18 protein-coding genes are annotated in these 18783 nt (G+C 39.1%); 6 read left to right on the forward strand and 12 right to left on the reverse strand.

Features of this window, described 5'->3' with window-relative positions; translation table 11 throughout:
• Nucleotides 1-79 precede the first annotated feature (79 nt).
• Both FDK13_RS01680 and FDK13_RS01685 read left to right on the forward strand, forming a co-directional pair.
• On the forward strand, nucleotides 80-655 hold the full coding sequence (locus FDK13_RS01680; RefSeq protein ID WP_137338237.1) for a hypothetical protein: 576 nt from the start codon (nucleotides 80-82) through the stop codon (nucleotides 653-655).
• A 52-nt stretch (nucleotides 656-707) separates the two neighbouring features.
• Nucleotides 708-1313 carry a hypothetical protein gene (locus FDK13_RS01685; protein ID WP_137338238.1) on the forward strand — a complete coding sequence of 202 codons (606 nt, stop codon included), beginning with the start codon at nucleotides 708-710 and terminating at the stop codon, nucleotides 1311-1313.
• On the opposite strand, the gene FDK13_RS01690 is transcribed toward FDK13_RS01685, so the two are convergent.
• On the reverse strand, nucleotides 1308-2828 hold the full coding sequence (locus tag FDK13_RS01690) for a GH3 family acyl-acid amido synthetase (protein ID WP_137338239.1): 1521 nt from the start codon (nucleotides 2826-2828) through the stop codon (nucleotides 1308-1310). The two genes, FDK13_RS01685 and FDK13_RS01690, sit on opposite strands and share 6 nt — an antisense overlap.
• A gap of 186 nt (nucleotides 2829-3014) precedes the next feature.
• Here FDK13_RS01690 and FDK13_RS01695 point away from each other — a divergent pair, with 186 nt between their 5' ends.
• Complete coding sequence (locus tag FDK13_RS01695) at nucleotides 3015-3941, forward strand: SAM hydrolase/SAM-dependent halogenase family protein (protein WP_137338240.1); 927 nt, start codon at nucleotides 3015-3017, stop codon at nucleotides 3939-3941.
• 79 nt (nucleotides 3942-4020) lie between these two features.
• Here the strand turns inward: FDK13_RS01695 and FDK13_RS01700 are convergent, their stop codons facing one another.
• The 4 genes from FDK13_RS01700 to FDK13_RS01715 all read right to left on the reverse strand — a co-directional run bounded on the left by FDK13_RS01700 (nucleotide 4021) and on the right by FDK13_RS01715 (nucleotide 8455).
• The gene (locus FDK13_RS01700) at nucleotides 4021-4299 is read right to left on the reverse strand and encodes a hypothetical protein (RefSeq protein ID WP_137338241.1); all 279 of its coding nucleotides are present in this window, start codon (nucleotides 4297-4299) and stop codon (nucleotides 4021-4023) included.
• A gap of 174 nt (nucleotides 4300-4473) precedes the next feature.
• On the reverse strand, nucleotides 4474-5352 hold the full coding sequence (locus FDK13_RS01705) for an aldo/keto reductase (RefSeq protein ID WP_137338242.1): 879 nt from the start codon (nucleotides 5350-5352) through the stop codon (nucleotides 4474-4476).
• Nucleotides 5353-5529: 177 nt separating this feature from the next.
• Nucleotides 5530-6687, reverse strand: coding sequence for a T9SS type A sorting domain-containing protein (locus FDK13_RS01710; protein WP_137338243.1), 1158 nt, complete (start codon nucleotides 6685-6687; stop codon nucleotides 5530-5532).
• Between the two features lie 283 nt (nucleotides 6688-6970).
• The gene (locus tag FDK13_RS01715) at nucleotides 6971-8455 is read right to left on the reverse strand and encodes a xylulokinase (RefSeq protein ID WP_137338244.1); all 1485 of its coding nucleotides are present in this window, start codon (nucleotides 8453-8455) and stop codon (nucleotides 6971-6973) included.
• 319 nt (nucleotides 8456-8774) lie between these two features.
• Here FDK13_RS01715 and FDK13_RS01720 point away from each other — a divergent pair, with 319 nt between their 5' ends.
• On the forward strand, nucleotides 8775-10238 hold the full coding sequence (locus FDK13_RS01720) for a M20/M25/M40 family metallo-hydrolase (RefSeq protein WP_137338245.1): 1464 nt from the start codon (nucleotides 8775-8777) through the stop codon (nucleotides 10236-10238).
• A 38-nt stretch (nucleotides 10239-10276) separates the two neighbouring features.
• On the opposite strand, the gene FDK13_RS01725 is transcribed toward FDK13_RS01720, so the two are convergent.
• Nucleotides 10277-10597, reverse strand: a complete 321-nt coding sequence (locus FDK13_RS01725; protein WP_137338246.1) for a DMT family transporter — start codon at nucleotides 10595-10597, stop codon at nucleotides 10277-10279.
• Nucleotides 10598-10706: 109 nt separating this feature from the next.
• Nucleotides 10707-11270, reverse strand: coding sequence for a Crp/Fnr family transcriptional regulator (locus tag FDK13_RS01730; protein ID WP_137338247.1), 564 nt, complete (start codon nucleotides 11268-11270; stop codon nucleotides 10707-10709).
• 129 nt (nucleotides 11271-11399) lie between these two features.
• Here FDK13_RS01730 and ispE point away from each other — a divergent pair, with 129 nt between their 5' ends.
• The gene (gene ispE, locus FDK13_RS01735) at nucleotides 11400-12209 is read left to right on the forward strand and encodes a 4-(cytidine 5'-diphospho)-2-C-methyl-D-erythritol kinase (protein WP_137338248.1); all 810 of its coding nucleotides are present in this window, start codon (nucleotides 11400-11402) and stop codon (nucleotides 12207-12209) included.
• 95 nt (nucleotides 12210-12304) lie between these two features.
• Nucleotides 12305-12934, forward strand: a complete 630-nt coding sequence (locus tag FDK13_RS01740) for a cytochrome c oxidase subunit 3 (protein ID WP_137338249.1) — start codon at nucleotides 12305-12307, stop codon at nucleotides 12932-12934.
• Here FDK13_RS01740 and FDK13_RS01745 read toward each other — a convergent pair.
• From FDK13_RS01745 to FDK13_RS01765, 5 genes are all read right to left on the reverse strand, one after another.
• Nucleotides 12931-14142 carry a TCR/Tet family MFS transporter gene (locus tag FDK13_RS01745; RefSeq protein ID WP_137338250.1) on the reverse strand — a complete coding sequence of 404 codons (1212 nt, stop codon included), beginning with the start codon at nucleotides 14140-14142 and terminating at the stop codon, nucleotides 12931-12933. The two genes, FDK13_RS01740 and FDK13_RS01745, sit on opposite strands and share 4 nt — an antisense overlap.
• A 128-nt stretch (nucleotides 14143-14270) precedes the next feature.
• Nucleotides 14271-15065, reverse strand: coding sequence for a Fic family protein (locus FDK13_RS01750; protein WP_137338251.1), 795 nt, complete (start codon nucleotides 15063-15065; stop codon nucleotides 14271-14273).
• A 42-nt stretch (nucleotides 15066-15107) separates the two neighbouring features.
• Nucleotides 15108-16685 carry an OmpA family protein gene (locus FDK13_RS01755; protein ID WP_137338252.1) on the reverse strand — a complete coding sequence of 526 codons (1578 nt, stop codon included), beginning with the start codon at nucleotides 16683-16685 and terminating at the stop codon, nucleotides 15108-15110.
• A 100-nt stretch (nucleotides 16686-16785) separates the two neighbouring features.
• Nucleotides 16786-17334, reverse strand: a complete 549-nt coding sequence (locus tag FDK13_RS01760) for an LOG family protein (RefSeq protein ID WP_137338253.1) — start codon at nucleotides 17332-17334, stop codon at nucleotides 16786-16788.
• A 26-nt stretch (nucleotides 17335-17360) separates the two neighbouring features.
• Nucleotides 17361-18743: a UDP-N-acetylmuramate--L-alanine ligase gene (locus FDK13_RS01765; RefSeq protein WP_137338254.1), complete on the reverse strand. Its 1383-nt coding sequence runs from the start codon at nucleotides 18741-18743 to the stop codon at nucleotides 17361-17363.
• Nucleotides 18744-18783 lie beyond the last annotated feature (40 nt).

Below are 18783 nucleotides of genomic sequence, written 5' to 3' on the forward strand. Positions count from 1 at the left end.
AGAGCAGAAAATCGCTGATTTTTGTTGACTGAAATCTGCCTGAAACACTCTTTTATCAGTTTAACTTATTAAAAATAAAATGAATCGTATCCTATATTGTCTGGCTTTTGGATTGCTTTTGTCTGGCTGCAACAATACGCGTGTTGAAAATACAAAGGAATTATCTAACGAAATAAAGGCATCGAAAATCGTTCGTGTAACCAATACCCAGCTCATTTATACGGTGGATGAATGGGGAAAGAAAATTTCAAAATTAGCGCAGAAATCTCTGGAAGAAGCACTGGCAAAAAATCCTGAAAAGGCAGCTGAACTTTGTAAAAACCCGTCGGGAATTCCAATTATAGGTGCTTTGGAAAAAAAATATGGTGTCAAAATATCGTTGCTTGGCCCTGATGATACAAAAAATGCTCAACTTGATAAGAAAGAAATTGAGCTTTTAGAAGCCTATTTATATAGTGCTAAAAGTAATGCGTCATCACTAAGCGATAATGTTCAGCCGATAAATGACACCACTGTTGTCTATAACGTTCCGGCAGACTTACAAATTTGCAAGATTTGTTTAGCCGATAAAACACCATCATTTGCACTTTGGCGATTGTTATTTGACAAAAAAGAGATTCTTCGAAAAGTAGATGTAAAAACGCTGAAAGATTGATTTGGATCGGTTTTTGCTGCTTTAAAATAACTTACTTAACGTAGTGGACGATATGACAGATCAAAATCAATTCAATCCGGATGATTTTAATCACTTTCGGGAAAAGAAGAGAATCCCAAAAGTGATCGAAAATGAAATTTTACATGCGCTTTCCTTTTACCCGGAATTGCAAAAGGTACCGATTGACTTTGTTTTTAAACAAAACATAAAAAAATCGGTTATGCAAGCGCAGCCGAGAATCGGAACGATGTTTTCAGGAAAGAAAAATCGGGGTTACCAGATTAATATCAGCGCTTTATTCAAACTTACCTATACCGCGATTCCCATTCACCAGATACCTGCCGATATCCTGATTGGCTGGATAGGGCATGAGTTGGGGCATGTCATGGATTATCACAACCGGAATATTTTCGGGATGATAAGATTTGGTTTTGGTTATTTATTTTCAACAAAATATATTCAGCAGGCAGAAAAAGTAGCGGATACTTTTGCAGTAACGCATGGACTGGGCAATTATATTATCCAAACCAAAAATTTTATCCTGAACCATTCAGAATTGCCAGAAAAATACAAACAAAAAATTGCCCGGCTATATCTTTCCCCGGATGATATAGTCGAGCAAGTGAGATTACTGGAAGTGCAAAGAGCAGCTTTATGATTTTTGACTTACATAAGTCTCAAATTCAATAAAATCTTCCTCTTTCATCACCCGGGGAATTTTTACTTGTCCGCCTAGTTTCTTGGTTTCCTCACTCCATTTATGAAAAACAGTTTCGGGAATAAGTACCACTTCAATTCCTTTTAATGCTTTTCCACGCGCAACTTTATAATTTTTATTACTGATTTGCAAAGCATTATCAAGTGATTCTGAAACTTTGATCAGGTCAGGAAATTTGTCAGAGCTGATATACCATTTTAGAATAAATTCTTCATTTTTATGGATAGCAGCTGTAATAAATTCAGTCATCACCACATCGTATTCTTTTTCTAAAACGCGTAACGCGTCATTCATCTGGTTGACGGAAAGCTGTTCGCCAACAACATTCAGATAATGCTTGGTCCGGCCGGTGATCTTAATTTCTGCTCTGGATTTATCCGTTATCATCACAGTATCGCCGATCATATAACGCCACGCACCTGAAACGGTAGAGATCAGTAAACAATAATTTACGTCTTCTGCTGCATCTTCAAGAGAAAATATTTCAGCATTCGGTTTCACCATTCCATCTTCATCAATATTGTCGCCCTCCATGGGTACGAATTCAAAGAAAATTCCACTATTGGTGAATAAAGCCATAGACGAAGTTTCTGGCCGGTTTTGAATTGCAATAAAACCTTCGGAAGCCAGATAAGTATCAATATAAATTAACGGATGAGCAAATAGTTTTTCCAGACTTTTCCTGTAAGGGTCAAATGCAACGCCACCTGTTGTATATACCTGAAGATTGGGCCAGATTTCATGAATATTTTTTAACTTATGCTTTTTGATAATTTCTTTCAACATCAGTTCGATCCATGCCGGGATTCCGGATAAGCAGCCTATATCCCAATCAGCCGCTTGCTCGGCAATGGCTTTCACTCGTTCGTCCCAATCTTTTATATCAGCTATTTCACGACCAGGTTTATAATATCCTCCGAACCAGCCAGGAATGTTGCTGGCGCTTATCCCGCTTATTTCACCTTCCAGATGATCATCTTTTTCAATCAGATTGGTGCTGCTGCCGAGCATTAAAATTTGTTTTTCAAAAAATTCGGCAGGCAAATTAAAGGCACTCAGATTCATGATTTCATTCGTTCCGCTTTTGCGGATAGCGTCCAGCATATCGTCAGTGACGGGAATGTGTTTGCTGTTACTGGTTGTACCGCTGCTCAATGCAAAATATTTCTGACCACCTGGCCAGGTTACATTTTGATGGCCTTCCAGCAAATAATGCCACCAATCGGCGTTCATTTTGTCGTAATCATGAACAGGAACATTTTGCTGAAACGCAGCAATGATGTTCTCGCTTTCCAAAATTTCTTTGAAATGATATGCCTTTCCAAAAGCGGTAAGTTTTGCTTTTTCAAGCAGCGTTAGAAGAATTTCCCGTTGCTCTTTCAACGGATCAGAATCACCCGTTATGAAACCTGTTAGATCTATCACCTTTTTGATCAGTTCGCCAATAACTGCCATGAATTTTTTTGTTAAATTGATGTGAGTAAAGTAATTATGAATCGTGGTTCAAAAGCTATGCCAACCATTGATTTTTTATAGCCTGGCTGGATGATCTGTTAAATTTATAACTTTACGAAAGAGCAGTGCGTATCTTAAATCAAAAGAAGAACCCAAATAATTCTAAACACATTTTGACATAACATTATGGCATCATTCTCTTTCCTTAATTTAGTTAGAAAATCCGGATTTTCGGTCAGTGTAATTTTGTTAATGCTGATTTCTGTTGCTTCCAATGCACAAAATAATATTCTTGTTTTCCAATCCGATTTTGGATTGAAGGACGGTGCTGTTTCTGCCATGAAAGGCGTGGCGATGGGCGTTTCTTCTGATCTTAAATTGTTTGATGTAACACATGAAATTCCGGCATATAATATTTGGGAAGCATCTTACCGACTTGTTCAAACGGCACCTTACTGGCCCGTGGGAACTGTTTTTGTTTCGGTTTGTGATCCGGGCGTAGGAACGCAGCGAAAATCGGTGGTTCTGTTAACAAAGTCGGGGCACTATTTTGTCACTCCGGACAATGGAACATTAACCTTGGTTGCCGAGCAAATGGGAATTCAGGAAGTGCGTGAAATTGATGAAGTTAAAAACCGCCGTAAAAATTCTAATGAATCTTATACTTTCCATGGGCGGGATGTTTATGCATTTACGGCAGCCAGGCTTGCTTCCAAAACCATTACCTATGATCAGGTTGGTCCAAAACTTCCGAATCAGATCGTTTCAATTCCTTACACAAAACCATCTTTCAAAAATGGAAAAGTAGAAGGGACCATACCTATTCTGGATATTCAATACGGAAATGTATGGACTGATATTGATAAAAAACTTTTCAACCAATTGGGAATTAAAATTGGGGAAGACATTAAAGTTGAGGTTTTTAACGGGGATAAAAAAATCTATGGCGGTACCGTTAAATATGTCAATACTTTCGGAGAAGTGAGTGAAGGAAGTGACGTTGGTTATTTCAACAGTTTACTGAATTTTTCACTTGGAATAAATATGGCCAGTTTTTCTGAGAAGTATAGCGTGTTCAGTGGAAATACGTGGAGTATAATTCTTAGTAAATAGTGACTTGCGAATTTTTGCTTTAGAAATTAAAAAACCTGCCGTCAAGCAGGTTTTTTAATTAATTTTATTCAAAAAAATCTTACAATTTTTTCACTTCGTCTTTAACACCTGTTCCTACTTTTTTCGCTACTTTTTTTGTGCCGTCAAAAGCTTTTTCAGCGCCTTCGCCAACTTTTTCTGCTCCGGTTTTTACGCCATCACCAACAACTTTTGCATCTTTTTTAAGCACAGCACCAACCTTTTTAGCTCTTGATTTGGTAGCCGCGACTACTTTCTGAGTTTTGGTTGAATCAGTATCCTGTGCGAAAGAAGCAGTAGAAAATGCGAACAGAGCGGCAATAATCAATATTTTTTTCATGTTGTCTTATGTGTTTTTTTAATCAAGGTTTAAAGCTTTCGCTTTTCCCTATTTATACGGGTTAGAGCTGTATAAGTCACATTTCCTCAGAAAAGTTTTGTAACGAGAAAAAATCAAAAGGCCAGTTACGCTTTTGGAACGTAACCAGCCTTTTGCGTAAAGTTAATTTATTTCTCAAAATGGATTTACAACCTGATATAGTGCGTACCAATCCTGATTTGTTAATTGAATATCCGAGGCACTTGCTGCGTTTCGGATTCTCGTTTCTGATAAAGAGCCAATAATAGGCAGAGTACCAAGTTTCATCAACCAGGATACTGCTGTCTGTTCAATATTGGCGTCATATTTTTTTCCGATTTCTTCAAGTTTTGCTCTTAAAACCATAGCTTTTTCATCGGTCCCGTCCAAAATTCGCCCTCCGGCTAATGGCGCCCAGGCTAATGGTTTGCTGAAACATTGTTTGATAAAATCAATACGGCCGTCTTCAATAGCCGTCGTGTTCATCAAATTTAATTCAATATGGTTCGTAACAATCGGTATTCTAAGGTAAGATGCCAGTAACTGATGCTGGAAAACAGAAAAATTGGCAACCCCGATATGTTTTACTTTTCCTGACTTTACCACTTCTGCAAGTGCTCCGGCGGTCTCTTCCGGATCTGCCAGAAAATCGCTGTGCTGCAAAAGAAAAATATCAAGATAATCCGTGTTAAGTCTTTTTAAAGAACCGTTGACACTATTGATAATGTGATCTTTTGAAGTATCGTAATATTTGAAATCGCCTTTGTCTGACTTTCGGATACCGCATTTGCTGAAAAGTACGATGTCTTCTCTCTTAAAAGATTTGGTTTTGATTACTTTGCCAAAATGCTCTTCTACGGTAAAATCGCCGTAGATATCGGCATGATCAAATGTATTTATGCCAAGTTCCAAACACAAGTTAATTGTCTTTTCAATGGCGGCTGTCGTTTCTGCACCTTCATCTTTCCATCGCCAGAAACCATAAATTGCTTCAGATACTTTTGGGCCGGAATCACTTAAACTGACTTTTTTCATTCGGTGGTGTTGGTTGGATCAAGTTGCAAAAATACCCTAATTTTAAAAATAGCAATCCAATTTTTGAATTACTCTTACGATTACTTAAAAGATAACAATGCTTTCAGTATAAAAAGAAAGCTCCTCACTCATTTAAGAGTTTCGGAGCTTTTGTTAAGGGTTTATTGGTTTATGTTTTTAATCGATTACTAATAGCTTGACGGATTTATGTTTGGAATTGTTTAAAGTATCACTTGCTATAAGTTCATATGTTCCGGGTGCGGGAGTACCTTTTATAGTAATTTGAAATGAATCAGAATTTTCAATTTTTACTATTTTTATAGGTACTTCTTTGCCTGATGAGTTAACAAGTCTAATTTGCGGGTCCTTTATTTCTGAGTATTTTAATACAAAACTTCCATGATTGGGGTTCGGGTACACGAAAGCTTCGTCTGCTGAGTTAGCTTTTATTCCTATAATTCTGGAATATTCAAAGCCTCCGTCAAGATCAATTTGTTTTAGACGAAAATAGGAGGTCTGATCAGATTGTGTTTCTGTGTCTGTAAATTCGTAGGAGGATTTTAGCCTCGTAGTAGAATTGCCTTCAACATATCCGATTTTATGGAAGTTTGCCGCATCACTGCTTTTCTGTATTTCAAAACCTTCATTTTGATCTTCCCAGGCAGTTTCCCATTTCAGTGATATGACATTGTTGTCGTATTGACCGTCGAAGGAAATTAATTTAACGGGCATCGGATTCAGCGCAGTTCCATTAAGTATAATATTGTCAAGCCTGAAACTGGCACCGGACGATGCTGTGTTTGTACTTAGATCAGCTCTTTGTTTCCCAAAGGGATAAATCCTGAACGTTAAATTGACACCGCTCGCCACGGTAAAATCATTGAAATCCCATGTGGTTGTTGCTCCGGGTGAAGTCACGGTTGTCGGAGCCATTCCCCAGGCGGTTGAAGTAGCAAAGCCATCGGTGCTATAACGAATTTCGAGCTGGTTAGGAGCAGAGGCGCTTCCCTGGCGGAAAAAGCTCAGCGATGTAACATTGAGCTGATAACCGGCATCGGCGGTAACTGAAAATTCAATGTAAGAGTTATCGTTAATCGCTGCCGTATTGTTTAGGGTTGTTGAGTTAAAAGCGTTGGCAAATGCAGTACAAGTTATCGTGCTTCTTGTGAGCTCGGTTCCGGTAACACCAGGAATCGGTGTTGCTACATTACCGGGTGTTGGACAGGCAGAAATTCCTGTAAACGTGTTCGAATAAATTTGCCCGAAAATCAACTTCGGTGTTATTAAAGTAATCGTTAACAGCAGAAGCTGTTTAAAGTAAAAGTTTCTTTTCATAATAAAGGTGTGTATAGTATATGAAACTATTGCACCGAAAGTATGAAAAAGAAGACTTATTTAATGGAAATATTAAATAAATAATTGGTTTTATTCAATATTTGATTAATATTTTCGTATGGCTCATATTTTATTCGTTGAGGGAATAATCTTGCCAATATCTATCTCCTAAAAACGGGAGTACTGCTGTAAAATGTGAACGCTGATGATAAGATTCAAACGGGAGCAGTCAACGTTTTTAAAGTTGACTGCTCCCGTTTTGATATATAATTAAACTTTTATTTCATACTTCTTTAACAAGCGCTTCCTTCCATTTTCCATAAGCCTCTTTTGTGGCTTCGGTTAATGAAGAATCTGGTTCAATGGTACGAACTGCTGATAAACCGGTGAAAGCTTCGTCACGATTTTTGTAATAACCCAGCCCCAGACCTGCTGCCCGGGCGGCTCCCTGGGCCCCATCGGTGTTGAAAAGTTCTACCGTTGCACCGGAAACATTGGCAAAAGTTTCACGGAAAACATGGCTCAAAAACATATTTGCCTCACCAGCTCTTATATTTTTCAATGAAACACCAAGTGTTTCCATCACTTCCATACCATAATAAAGGGCGAAAACAATTCCTTCCTGAGCTGCACGCGTCCAGTGGCTGATACCGTGACGGCTGAATTGAAGTCCACGGAAATTGGCCCCAGGATCCTGATTTTCAAGCATTCGCTCGGCACCATTACCAAAAGGGAGGCAAATTAATCCATCCGAACCCACAGGTGCCTGAGCGGCCAGATCGTTAATTCCGGGATAGGAAATATTGCCCTGTAATAATGTATTTCTCAACCAGCTATTCAAACTTCCTGTGCCATTTACACAAAGTAAAACGCCATAACGCGGAGCTTCAATGGTGTGATTAACATGCAGGAAAGTATTAACTCTGGATTTTTCATCAAATTTAATCTGATCACTCACACCGTATACAACACCGGAAGTTCCTGCGGTTGCTGCTACTTCTCCGGGGTCCAAAACATTTAAAGAAAATGCATTATTTGGTTGATCACCAGCACGGTAGGTAATAGGGATTCCTGCTTTCAAACCAAGCACCGCTGCTGATTCGGCCGTTAATTTCCCTTGTTCAGAAAAAGTTGGTAAAACAGTAGCAATCAGATTTTTGTCAAAACCGAAATAATCCAAAAGGAAATCAGCTGGTTTTTCTTCTTTAAAATCCCAGAAAATCCCTTCCGACAATCCGGAAGGCGTAGTGACAATTTCGCTGGTCATTTTTGCTGCCAGGTAATCTCCCGGAAGCATGAATTTATGAACTTTGGCATAAACATCCGGTTCATTTTGTTTGACCCAGTCTAATTTTGACGCGGTAAAATTACCCGGAGAATTCAGTAAATGTGGTAAAACCCTTTTTTCACCAATGGCCTCCATGGCCTTATTCCCGATTTCAACAGCGCGGCTGTCGCACCAAATGATTGATGGACGCAACACGTTCAAATCCTTATCAACAACAACCAAACCGTGCATTTGATAGGATATTCCGATAGCGCCAACATAGTCAGGAGAAATTCCGGATTGTTCCATTACCGCTCTTGAAGCGAGACATGCGTTTTCCCACCATTGTTCGGGCTGCTGCTCTGCAAAACCCGGTTTAGGTGCGGCTATAGCCATTTCTTTTTCAGGATAAAAAGCCGAAGCAATCACCTGGCCGGTGTCTGCATGTAGAAGACATGCCTTGATTGATGAACTGCCTAAATCGAATCCCAGGAAATACATATTGGTTGTTTGAGGTTAGTCGGTTTATTGGAAAAATTATAAATATTAACAGATAAAAATCAGAAATGTAAAATTGTTGAATTTGTCGGATATTACAATAAATAATAAGTGTATATATTACACTTCAAAAAAATGGAGTCTGACTTTTTTATTTAAAACTCGTAAAACATTAATTTTTACCCTATTGTAAATGATTCTTTCAAAACTCTTGTTGCATCATAAACCTATTTTAGTTTAAGTTATTTTTCATAAATAATAAAAATCAAATTCTTTGCTATCTTAGGTTTCGTAAATCTACATCGTCCTTTTAAAGGAAATTATGAAAAAAATAATATTGGTTGCGGTAGCCGGCGGATTATTCTTTTTAGCCACCGGGTTTAATTCAGATGACAAAAAATGGGAAAAAACTTTTACACGTCTTGATACCGAAGTAAGAAATAACAGCAAAGCGTACGAAACTTTGGGCAGTGCCACGCAAACCATTGGTCACAGGCTGACAGGTAGCGCAAATGGTGAAAAAGCGGAAGAATATGCTTTTAAATTGTTAAAAAGTTATGGTTTTACGGATGTTGTGTATCAGCCTTTCGAAGTAGAAGCGTGGATGCGTGACACTGTAACACTAAGTATTGTTCCCGGAAGCAGCGACAATTTTCGTGATGTACCCGTGGTTTCTCTGGCTCATTCACCGGTTCAGGCTAATCTGAAAGGTGAAATTGTGGATGTTGGCAACGGTCTGGAAGAAGATTTTGAAGCACTTAAAGATAAGGTAAAGGGCAAAATTGTTCTTGCCAATATTGGTGTAGTAGGCGTAACGGGTAAAAAGAATTTGCACCGTTCCGAGAAAACAGCTCTTGCCATTAAATATGGTGCCGACGGCATTATTATGGTAAATCAGGCTCCTGGCAAAATTTTGCTGACGGGAACGGCTTCAGTTACCGGTGCTATTATTTCAATTCCGGCGGTTTGTGTTTCCAATGACAGCGGTAAAGAAATCCGTGGCTGGCTGAAAGACGAAGGGCCGTTGCAGGCACATATTGACATGCATAACATTTCAAAACAGATCAAAGCGAGAAATGTAATTGCGACATTAAAGGGAAAATCAGACGAGAAAATTATCATCGGCGGTCACCTGGATTCCTGGGATCTTGCGACGGGCGCTATTGATAATGGTATCGGTTCGTTTGCTGTGATGGATATTGCCCGTGCTTTCAAAGCTTTGAAAATCAAGCCGGAACGTACGATCCAATTTGTTTTGTTCATGGGTGAAGAGCAGGGATTATTAGGTTCCAAGCATTTTGTAAGTGAATTGAAACGCACCGGAGCGGTTGATAAGGTTGGTTATATGATGAACCTTGACATGACTAATGATCCAAAAGGGATCAACGCTTTTGGAAAAGATGAAATGACTGATTTCTTCAAAGGCGTAGGTGAGGCTATTCATAATGTGGATGCCGGTTATAAAAATGAACAGGCCAATAAGGCGGGTTTACACAGTGATCATCAGCCCTTTATGCTGGAAGGAATTCCGGTTGCTGGATTATCCGGTACTTTGGCTCCGGAAGTAATCCAGTGTTACCACGCAGATTGTGATGATTTTAAACTGGTTGATAAAGATCAGCTTGAAAATACTGTTCGCATTGCCGCCATGTGTTTGTATGCGCTTTCTAACGCGGATAAAATACCGGGTAAAAAACTTTCAGATACCAAAACAAGAGATTATTTGATTTCTCAGGGCTTGAAACAAGAGCTTGTGATCGGGCAGGAGTGGAGATGGGGAGAATGATAATTTGAATTTATTGCGTTTTGAAAATGGTCTCGGAATTATGATTTCGAGACCATTTTTATTCCAATGATAGAGCCAATTAATAAAGTGATAAAAAACATTCGCCAGAAATCTGTTGGGTCTTTATAAAAAATTATCCCGATAATGACCGTCCCAACGGCTCCAATTCCAGTCCAGACTGCATAAGCCGTACCTAGCGGAATAGTTTGTATTGCTTTATTTAAAAGAAGAAAACTGCATACAATACAAACAAAAAAGGCGACGCTCCATTTGACATTGGTGAAGTTATCAGAATGTTTGAGACAGGTTGTAAAACCTACTTCAAAGAGGCCGGCTACAATTAGGATGATCCAGGACATAAATCAGAATTTTGAATGAGAAACACTAAGAGCCAAATGCTAAAAGCTATGTCATACAAAGTTCGGACTCATTTTCAAGACCAAATTTTACAAATGTTAAAAAATGAAATTATCTGAATTCTGCACGGATTCGGCTTAATGTTACCTGGCTTATTCCGAGATACGAGGCAATATACCCTAGCTGAACTCTTTGAAGTACAGCAGGATAAGAATTTATAAAATCTTCGTAGCGCTCTGTCGCCGTTTTAAATTGCCTGGAAATAAATCTTTCTTCTGTTTTTATCAACTCCGATTCTACCAGTTTTCTTCCCCAGTTGGCTATTTGCAGATCGGTATTGTAAAGATTTTGTAGCACATCATTGGAAATTTTGTAAAGTGCTGAATCTTCAAGTAATTCGACGTTTTCGTATCCGGGTTTGCCAAGAAAAAAACTGTTATAGGAAAGTAAAATATCTGATTCTGCTCCAAACCAAAAAGTTACTTCTCTGTCTTCCTGGTCACAATAAGCACGGGCAATTCCTTTTTCGATGAAATAAACGACGCGTTCAATTCTTCCGGCTTTGATCAGTAAGTGTCCTTTCGGAGATTCAATTTTTTCGAGAAGGGAGATAAAATCAGTTAATGAATCTCCATTTAGACCGAGCTGACGGATTTTTTTGATCGTGTTTTCCAATTGTTCCTATGTTTTGATCAGAAGTGGAAAAGGTAAGCAAATAAATTTTAACACTTATTTCAACGCTTCAATCCCACTTCAAAGATTACTGCGGATATTTGTCGCTTGTTAACAAACTTTTCATAATCCATGGTTGTATTTCCGAACGCAAAAATTAATATCGGACTCAATATTGTTGAAAAAAGGCAGGACGGATTTCATAATATCGAATCGTGTTTTTATCCCGTTGGCTGGTCTGATGCATTGGAAATCCTTCCTGCCGATATTTTTTCTTTTCAATCCGACGGTATAAATATTCCCGGAGATCCGGCAACGAATCTATGTGCGAAGGCGTATTACATGCTGGCAGCAGATTATGAATTTAAACCGGTAAATATTTATTTGCTTAAATCAGTTCCGATTGGTGCAGGCTTAGGTGGAGGCTCTTCGGATGCAGCATTCACGATAAAGGCGTTAAACGGATTATTCGGATTAAAAATTTCTTTGGAAAAACAACTGGATTATGCGCGTAGATTAGGTAGTGATTGTGCCTTTTTCATAGAAAATAAACCGGTTTATTGTTTTGAGAAAGGTGACCTCTTTGAGGAAATCAGTCTAACACTGGCAGGCAAATGGATCGTTCTGGTAAATCCTGAACTGCATATTTCAACAGCTGAGGCATATGCAGGAATTGAGCCTTTAAAACCAGAAACTGATCTCCGTGACACCTTGAAAAAACCAATGGAAAGCTGGAAAGATGTGGTGAAAAATGATTTTGAAAAATCTTTATTTCCAAAATATCCGGTGTTAAAAGAAATAAAAGAAAGTTTGTATAACAAAGGTGCAAAGTATGCAGCGATGAGCGGATCCGGATCGACTTTGTTTGGTATTTTTGATGAAGAAACGGACTTATCCGGCATTTTTAATCAACATAAAGTATGGCAGGGCTATCTGAAATAATAATTCTGGCCTTGTTGTATCTATACTACAAAAATTGTCGTTATAAAAACTTATATTCCCGTGGAATTAACCTGTTTTGATAAAGAGATTGAACAATGAGTCCTAAACACTCTACCAAAGACAAAGAAAACCCATTTACGAAGCGGAGAGAGCCTTTCGGGTTCATGCTTTGGCTTGGGGTTATTGGTAGTTCCCTTTTGTTTGGGGTTATTTTTCTTGAATATATTCTTCGGGCAGATGGCGGGAACTGGCATTTTGTAGCTTTGCCTGACATGTTCTGGCTCAGTACATTAGTCATTCTTTTCAGCAGTATTACTTTACATGAAGCTAATCTGGCATTTGTTCAGGAACGTTTTCTGCATTACAGGATTTTTCTTGCCGCAACACTTACGCTTGGAATCACTTTCATGTTACTTCAGGCTGGTGGCTGGATGGAGATTATTGAAAGCAGAAGTTTCGGCAATCAGAATAATACTTCTTTCGGATTTATTTACATACTCACAGGTTTACATTTGATCCATATCCTGATAGGCGTAATCTATCTGGGAATCATGTTTAAGAAGGCTTTGAAAAACAGGACTTATGTAGATTCATTTGTTTATAGTGTAAATCCTCCGAATCGCTTGAAGCTCAAATTAATAACCCGTTACTGGCATTTTGTGGATGTTCTGTGGGTTGCTGTTTTTCTTTTATTGCTTTCTCTGAGTTTTTTCAATACCTATTAAAAATTCTTTTTTAAACTTTTTCTCGCCAAATATGCGCTGACCAAAGTCAGTACGGCAGCGATAAGCATAGGCGCGCCGGGAAAATAAACCGGAGCTGTCGGCTTTGTGAAGAAATAGAAAAGATTGCTCATTAGCGGAGGGCCAATGATGGATGTGAGGCTCATCAGACTTGTCATGGCGCCTTGTAACTCTCCCTGCTCATTTGCTGGTACCTGTGTTGAAATAAGTCCCTGCAACGATGGTCCGGCAATGCCCCCTAAGATATACGGAACCATGAACGCAAACATCATCCAGGTTTCTGCTGCAAAAGCGAATAAAACAAAGCCAACGGAATAAAGGAACAAACCAATATAGACACCTCTCTTCTGGCCGATTTTCGGAATAATCAACCTGATAAGTCCGCCTTGAACAATTGCCCCCAATAATCCCATGGCTCCTAAAGAATAACCAATAATCTTGGCGTCCCAATGAAACTTTTCCATAGTGTAATACGACCAGTTGCTCTGTATTGCATGGTTGGCAATGTACAATAAGGCTAGGGAAACAATGAGTCCGGAAATAACCGGATGGCGTTGCAGATTTTTTAGCGCACCTGCAGGATTAGCACGATCCCAACTGAACTTACGTCGATTTTCAGGTTTGAGCGATTCGGGTAAGATAAAATACCCATAAATCCAGTTGACCAGAGAAAGTCCGCCCGCTGCCAAAAACGGAACACGTGAGCCATACTGACCTAATAAACCTCCTAAAACCGGTCCGATAATAAAGCCTAATCCAAAAGCGGCACCAATAAGCCCGAAATTCTGAGCACGTTTTTCTGGGGTGCTCACGTCGGCTATGTAAGCAGCGCCGGTTGTAAAACTTGCACCCATGATTCCCGCGATAATCCGGCCTACAAATAACCATCCAATACTCGGTGCATAAGCCAGAAACATATAATCCAGCGCAAAACCAAGCAAGGAAGCCAACAGGACCGGGCGACGACCAAACTGGTCGCTTAGCCCTCCTACAATAGGTGCGCAGATAAATTGTACAAATGAATAAGAAAACAGAATCCAGCCTCCATAACGGGCCGCGTCGCTTAAGCTGCCGCCAACCAGTTCGCTGATCAGTTTTGGCATAACCGGAATAATAATTCCGAGGCCAATTACATCAATCAGAAGCGTAACAAATATAAATCCGATTGCCGGAGATTTTTTCGAAGTCATAAGGAGTAATTATTCCTCAAATGTACAGTTAAAATCGTGTTGCAGGGATTAAAAAAATGTTAGTTCCTTGTTTTATTTTTGTGAAGGTGAGATCTGGAGAGTAGAGGTTGTATGTAGCGGAAAAGGTTTTATTTAGGCTGAATTAAAGACTGGGGTAGCATTGATAAAAAAGGTAATGCCTTATCATAATCAAGATGATCATATTCCGTGCCAAGTCGCCGAATGTGATTATAATAGGTTTGATGCTGCATATAATAATTCTTTTCTGATTGCAGTAACCATGCTTTTGGTCCCAGTTTCACGGCAAGAAACCATTTCTCAATAAGCCTTGAAGTTCTGCCATTTCCATCATTAAATGGATGGATTTTTACGAACACTAAATGAAGCATGGAAGCGAAATAAAACACTTCACTAACATCCAGATCAGCCTTTAATAAAGAATCAACATCCTGGTAAAAGTTGAATAATTCCTCTTTCAAATTAAATGGACTTGCAGCAACGTATTCTATTTTCCCATCAGAAGTAGTGACATACATATTTCCGGTTCTTATCTGACCTTGCCTGTTTTTGGGCAAGATATGCTTTGTCAGATATTTGTGGGCTTGAAGAATGTTCTTTTCCACGAATTCTGATTCTTTCGCAAACTGATATGAATTATATAAATCATCAATTTTACGTGTGTAGTCCGGTAAAAATTCTATACCAAATCGTTTATGTTTGACATACGAATCAAGCTCGATATCTTCTCCTTCAATTTTGGAAGAAAAAACAACTGCAACTGAAGTGTAAAAGCTGAAAGTATCTATCGAAATCTCGCTTTCCTGCAACTCATCAAAATGGGATTGTAAGTCCTCATTTCTAATAAGTCTTTTGAATTCTGGCAAGGTGCTGATATTCAAAATTGTAAATTTGGTATTTTGCATGATTTGAATTAAATGATTCAGATACCAAAACTGTGCCGCGACTTATTTCTTTAAAATCTTAAATTCCACGCGCCGGTTTGTCTGTTGGCCTTCCGGCGTGTCGTTTTTAGCAACTGGCATGGTTTCTCCGTAACCTTTACTTGCCACGCGATCGGGCTCAATACCTTTGCTGATTAAATGTTCGCGCACAGCATCAGCGCGGTCTTGTGAAAGTTTGAGGTTGGTCTCGTTACCACCAATATTATCTGTATGTCCACCGATTTCAATGAACAATTTTTTATTCTCGTTCATCGTAATCGCAATACGGTCCAGTTCCGGGAAGGATTCTGAATTCAGTGTTGCCTTACCAAAAGCAAAGAAAATGTTGTTCAAACGAACAATTTGTCCTTCTTCAATCGGGATCAATTTTAAGGATTTGTTTGAAATCTCTCTATAATTTTTCCCTTTTCCCGCTGTTGTAGAATCTGTTAGGTCAATGCTTTCTCCTTCTGCGATAAAATTCGGGGCAACGGCCCGCATACTATATTTTTGCCCGTACGGAAGTACAATTTTATATTCACCGGTTAATGGATTTGTAGTAGCAGTTCCTGCTTCTTCACCATCCGGCAAGGTTTCATATATAATGGTCGCTTCTATTGGTTTGCCAGTTTTTGAGTCGATTACTTTACCGCTGATCATGACTACCGGATCAGACGTTGGTAAGTTAGGCTGTATTTTAGCAGTGTCACCGGGAACAGGTTTTGGCTGTAAATTATATCGTACCACATCACCTTTTCCTTCTGTGTTTTTGAAAGAAATCATGTAGGCATAATCGCCCGCAGCGGAAATGGTATAATAAGCGTCATAGCCATCTGTGTTAATAGCTGCACCCAAATTTACCGGCCGACTCCATCTTTTCCAGGATTTGTCGATACGTTTGCTGTAATAAATGTCATTACTTCCCTGACTGCCTTTCCGGTCGCTCGAAAAATAAAGTGTTACGCCGTCAGGTGCGAGAAAGGGTGTTGTTTCGGTAAAATCTTCTGTATTGATTTCCGGGCCCAGATTCATTGGTTTAGTCCATGTACCGTTTTTTTGTTTAAAACTAACATACAGATCATCGACTTTGCTGTTCTTTTTTTCACTGAAAGACATCACCAATGACTTTCCGTCGGTTGACAAATAACCGCAATCAAACTGTCCTTTACTTATTTTTGAATAATTCGGAATATCAATTTTATTTGGAACCGACCAACCTTTGGCTGTTTTCTTGCTTAATGAAAATCCACGGGTTTCATAAACGCCGGCTTTGTAGGCACCCTTGATTAAAAGCGTATTTCCGTCAGGTGTTATGCTGTAAAGGCTGTTATATTCCTCTTTATTTATTGGAGATGGCAATCTGCGTGCGGGTGTCCACTTTTCGTTTTTAAGTTCTGAAAACCAGATATCCTGGCTCCCTTTTGTTCCGTTTGTATTTTGCGGATGACTGATTCTGGAGAAATAAATCGTTTTCCCGTCCGGGGAAATAATCGGAGCAATTTCGTTAAATTCAGTATTAACCGTTTTACCAAGATTTTCAAGCTGAGCCCAAACCGGTGAAATAATCAGTGCAGAAAATATAAAAAGCAGAGGAACACGCATTTTTTGTTGGAGGATATGGTGTGTTTTTGAATAGAATAAAAACGAAGTTTCAGTTTCCCGTTTTGAAATACAACGATTTATCAGGCAGCTTATTTTCTTTTTAGTTTTTATGAAAAGCTTCCATTTTTTCAAGAAGTTCCGAAGCGTTATTAGCTACCAGAAGTAATTCCCGGTTTTCAATATGTAAAAATCCTTCTTCTACCGTCTTGTCCAAATGAGCGAGCAAATGATCGTAAAAACCATTGATATTTAAAAGCCCGATCGGACCTTTAAATATCTTCAATTGTGACCAGGTAAGTATTTCAAATAATTCATCCAATGTTCCAAATCCGCCTGGTAAAGCAATAACACCATCTGACAGGGATACCATTTTCGCTTTACGCTCATGCATGGTTTCAACAAAATGAAGTTCCGTCAAAGTTTTTGTTGCGACTTCCAGCCTAGCCAAAAAATTAGGAATAATTCCGGTTGCTGAGCCATCATTATCCATTGCGCCGTCGGATACGCGACCCATAAGTCCCATATTTCCGCCGCCATAAATCAGCTTGATATTTTTCTTTGCCAGTTCCCGGCCGAGTTCGTAGGCCATTTCGCTATAAATGGCCTTTGTGCCAAAGTTGGACCCGCAGTAGACTACGATGGATTGCATTGTATCTTATTTAAAACGGCGATATTTTATTTAATAATTTTTTCTACCAGGCTTTTGGTATCCAGTTCTCCAAAAGTTCCTGAGCTCATCAACAGCAAATTGGTATCCTTCCATTCCTGCTTTTCCAGAAAATCGTATAATTTTTTACTATCGGTAAAAACATTCAGATCTTCACGTTTGAAAGCTTCCCTGATATCCGTTTCTGTTATCGGTTCGAGTCTTTTATGTTCTACCGTTAGGGGATTATAGTAAACGATTGCAATGTCAGCCGCATTCATTTTTCTCCGGTATTGTTTCAAAAATGTTTTGTTAAGGCTGCTGAAAGTATGCAACTCTGCGCATGCAATTAATTTACGGTCAGGGAACTGCGCTTTTACAGCGGCTGTGGTAGCTTCTACTTTCGAAGGGGCATGGGCGAAATCCCTGTAAATATTTACGGTATCATTACTTCCAAGCAATTCCATGCGTTTGGAAGCACCTTTAAAAGATTGAATGGCTGTATAAAAAGCCTCATCGGTAATACCAAGCCTTTCACAAATAGCTTTCGCTCCACTGATATTCTTCATATTATGTTCACCAAAAACCAGTAGGGGAACATCACCCTGATCCGTAGTTATCAGGAAAGTATTTCCGTTTTCAATTTTATAAGGATGCGCTTCGTAGGGTATACTTACCACGTCAGCACGTTCTTTTTGGCCTATAACATCCAGCATGTCATCAGTTTGGTCGAACACAATAGCTCCTGCTTTTGGTATAGAATCGGCAAGTAGCTCAAATTGTTTTACATAGGATTCCCAGGTTGGAAAAACATTGTAATGATCCCAGGCAATACCACTGATAAGTGCCATATGTGGCTGGTAATGCATAAATTTGGGCGTTCTGTCCAGAGGTGATGTGAAATATTCATCGCCTTCAATGACAATCACAGGAGCATCATCCGAAAGTTTGACCATATTTTCAAAACCTTCAACCTGAGCACCGACCAGATAATTAAAAACACGTTTGTTGAAATTCAATACGTGCAGAATCATGGAAGTAATGGTTGTTTTTCCGTGACTTCCGGCTATGACCACACGTTGTTTATCGACACTTTGTTCAAAAATATATTCAGGATATGAATAAACTTTGATACCCAATTCCTGTGCTTTTTTTAATTCCGGATTATCTTCTCTGGCGTGCATTCCCAAAATTACTGATTCAAGATCGGCAGTAATTTTCCCAGGAAACCAGCCCGTTTCAGCTGGCAAAAGATTATGTTTTGCAAGGCGACTGACCGAAGGTTCGTAAATTTCATCATCGGATCCGGTAACGATATAGCCTTTTTGATGTAATGCAATGGCAAGATTGTGCATAACACTCCCGCCTATGGAGATAAAATGTATTTTTCTGGATGAAGTATTCTGACTCATTATTTATAATCGTAATGGCTGATTCGAAGCGAAGTTACTA

The organism is Dyadobacter frigoris, from assembly GCF_005280585.1.
Lineage (GTDB): Bacteria > Bacteroidota > Bacteroidia > Cytophagales > Spirosomataceae > Dyadobacter > Dyadobacter frigoris.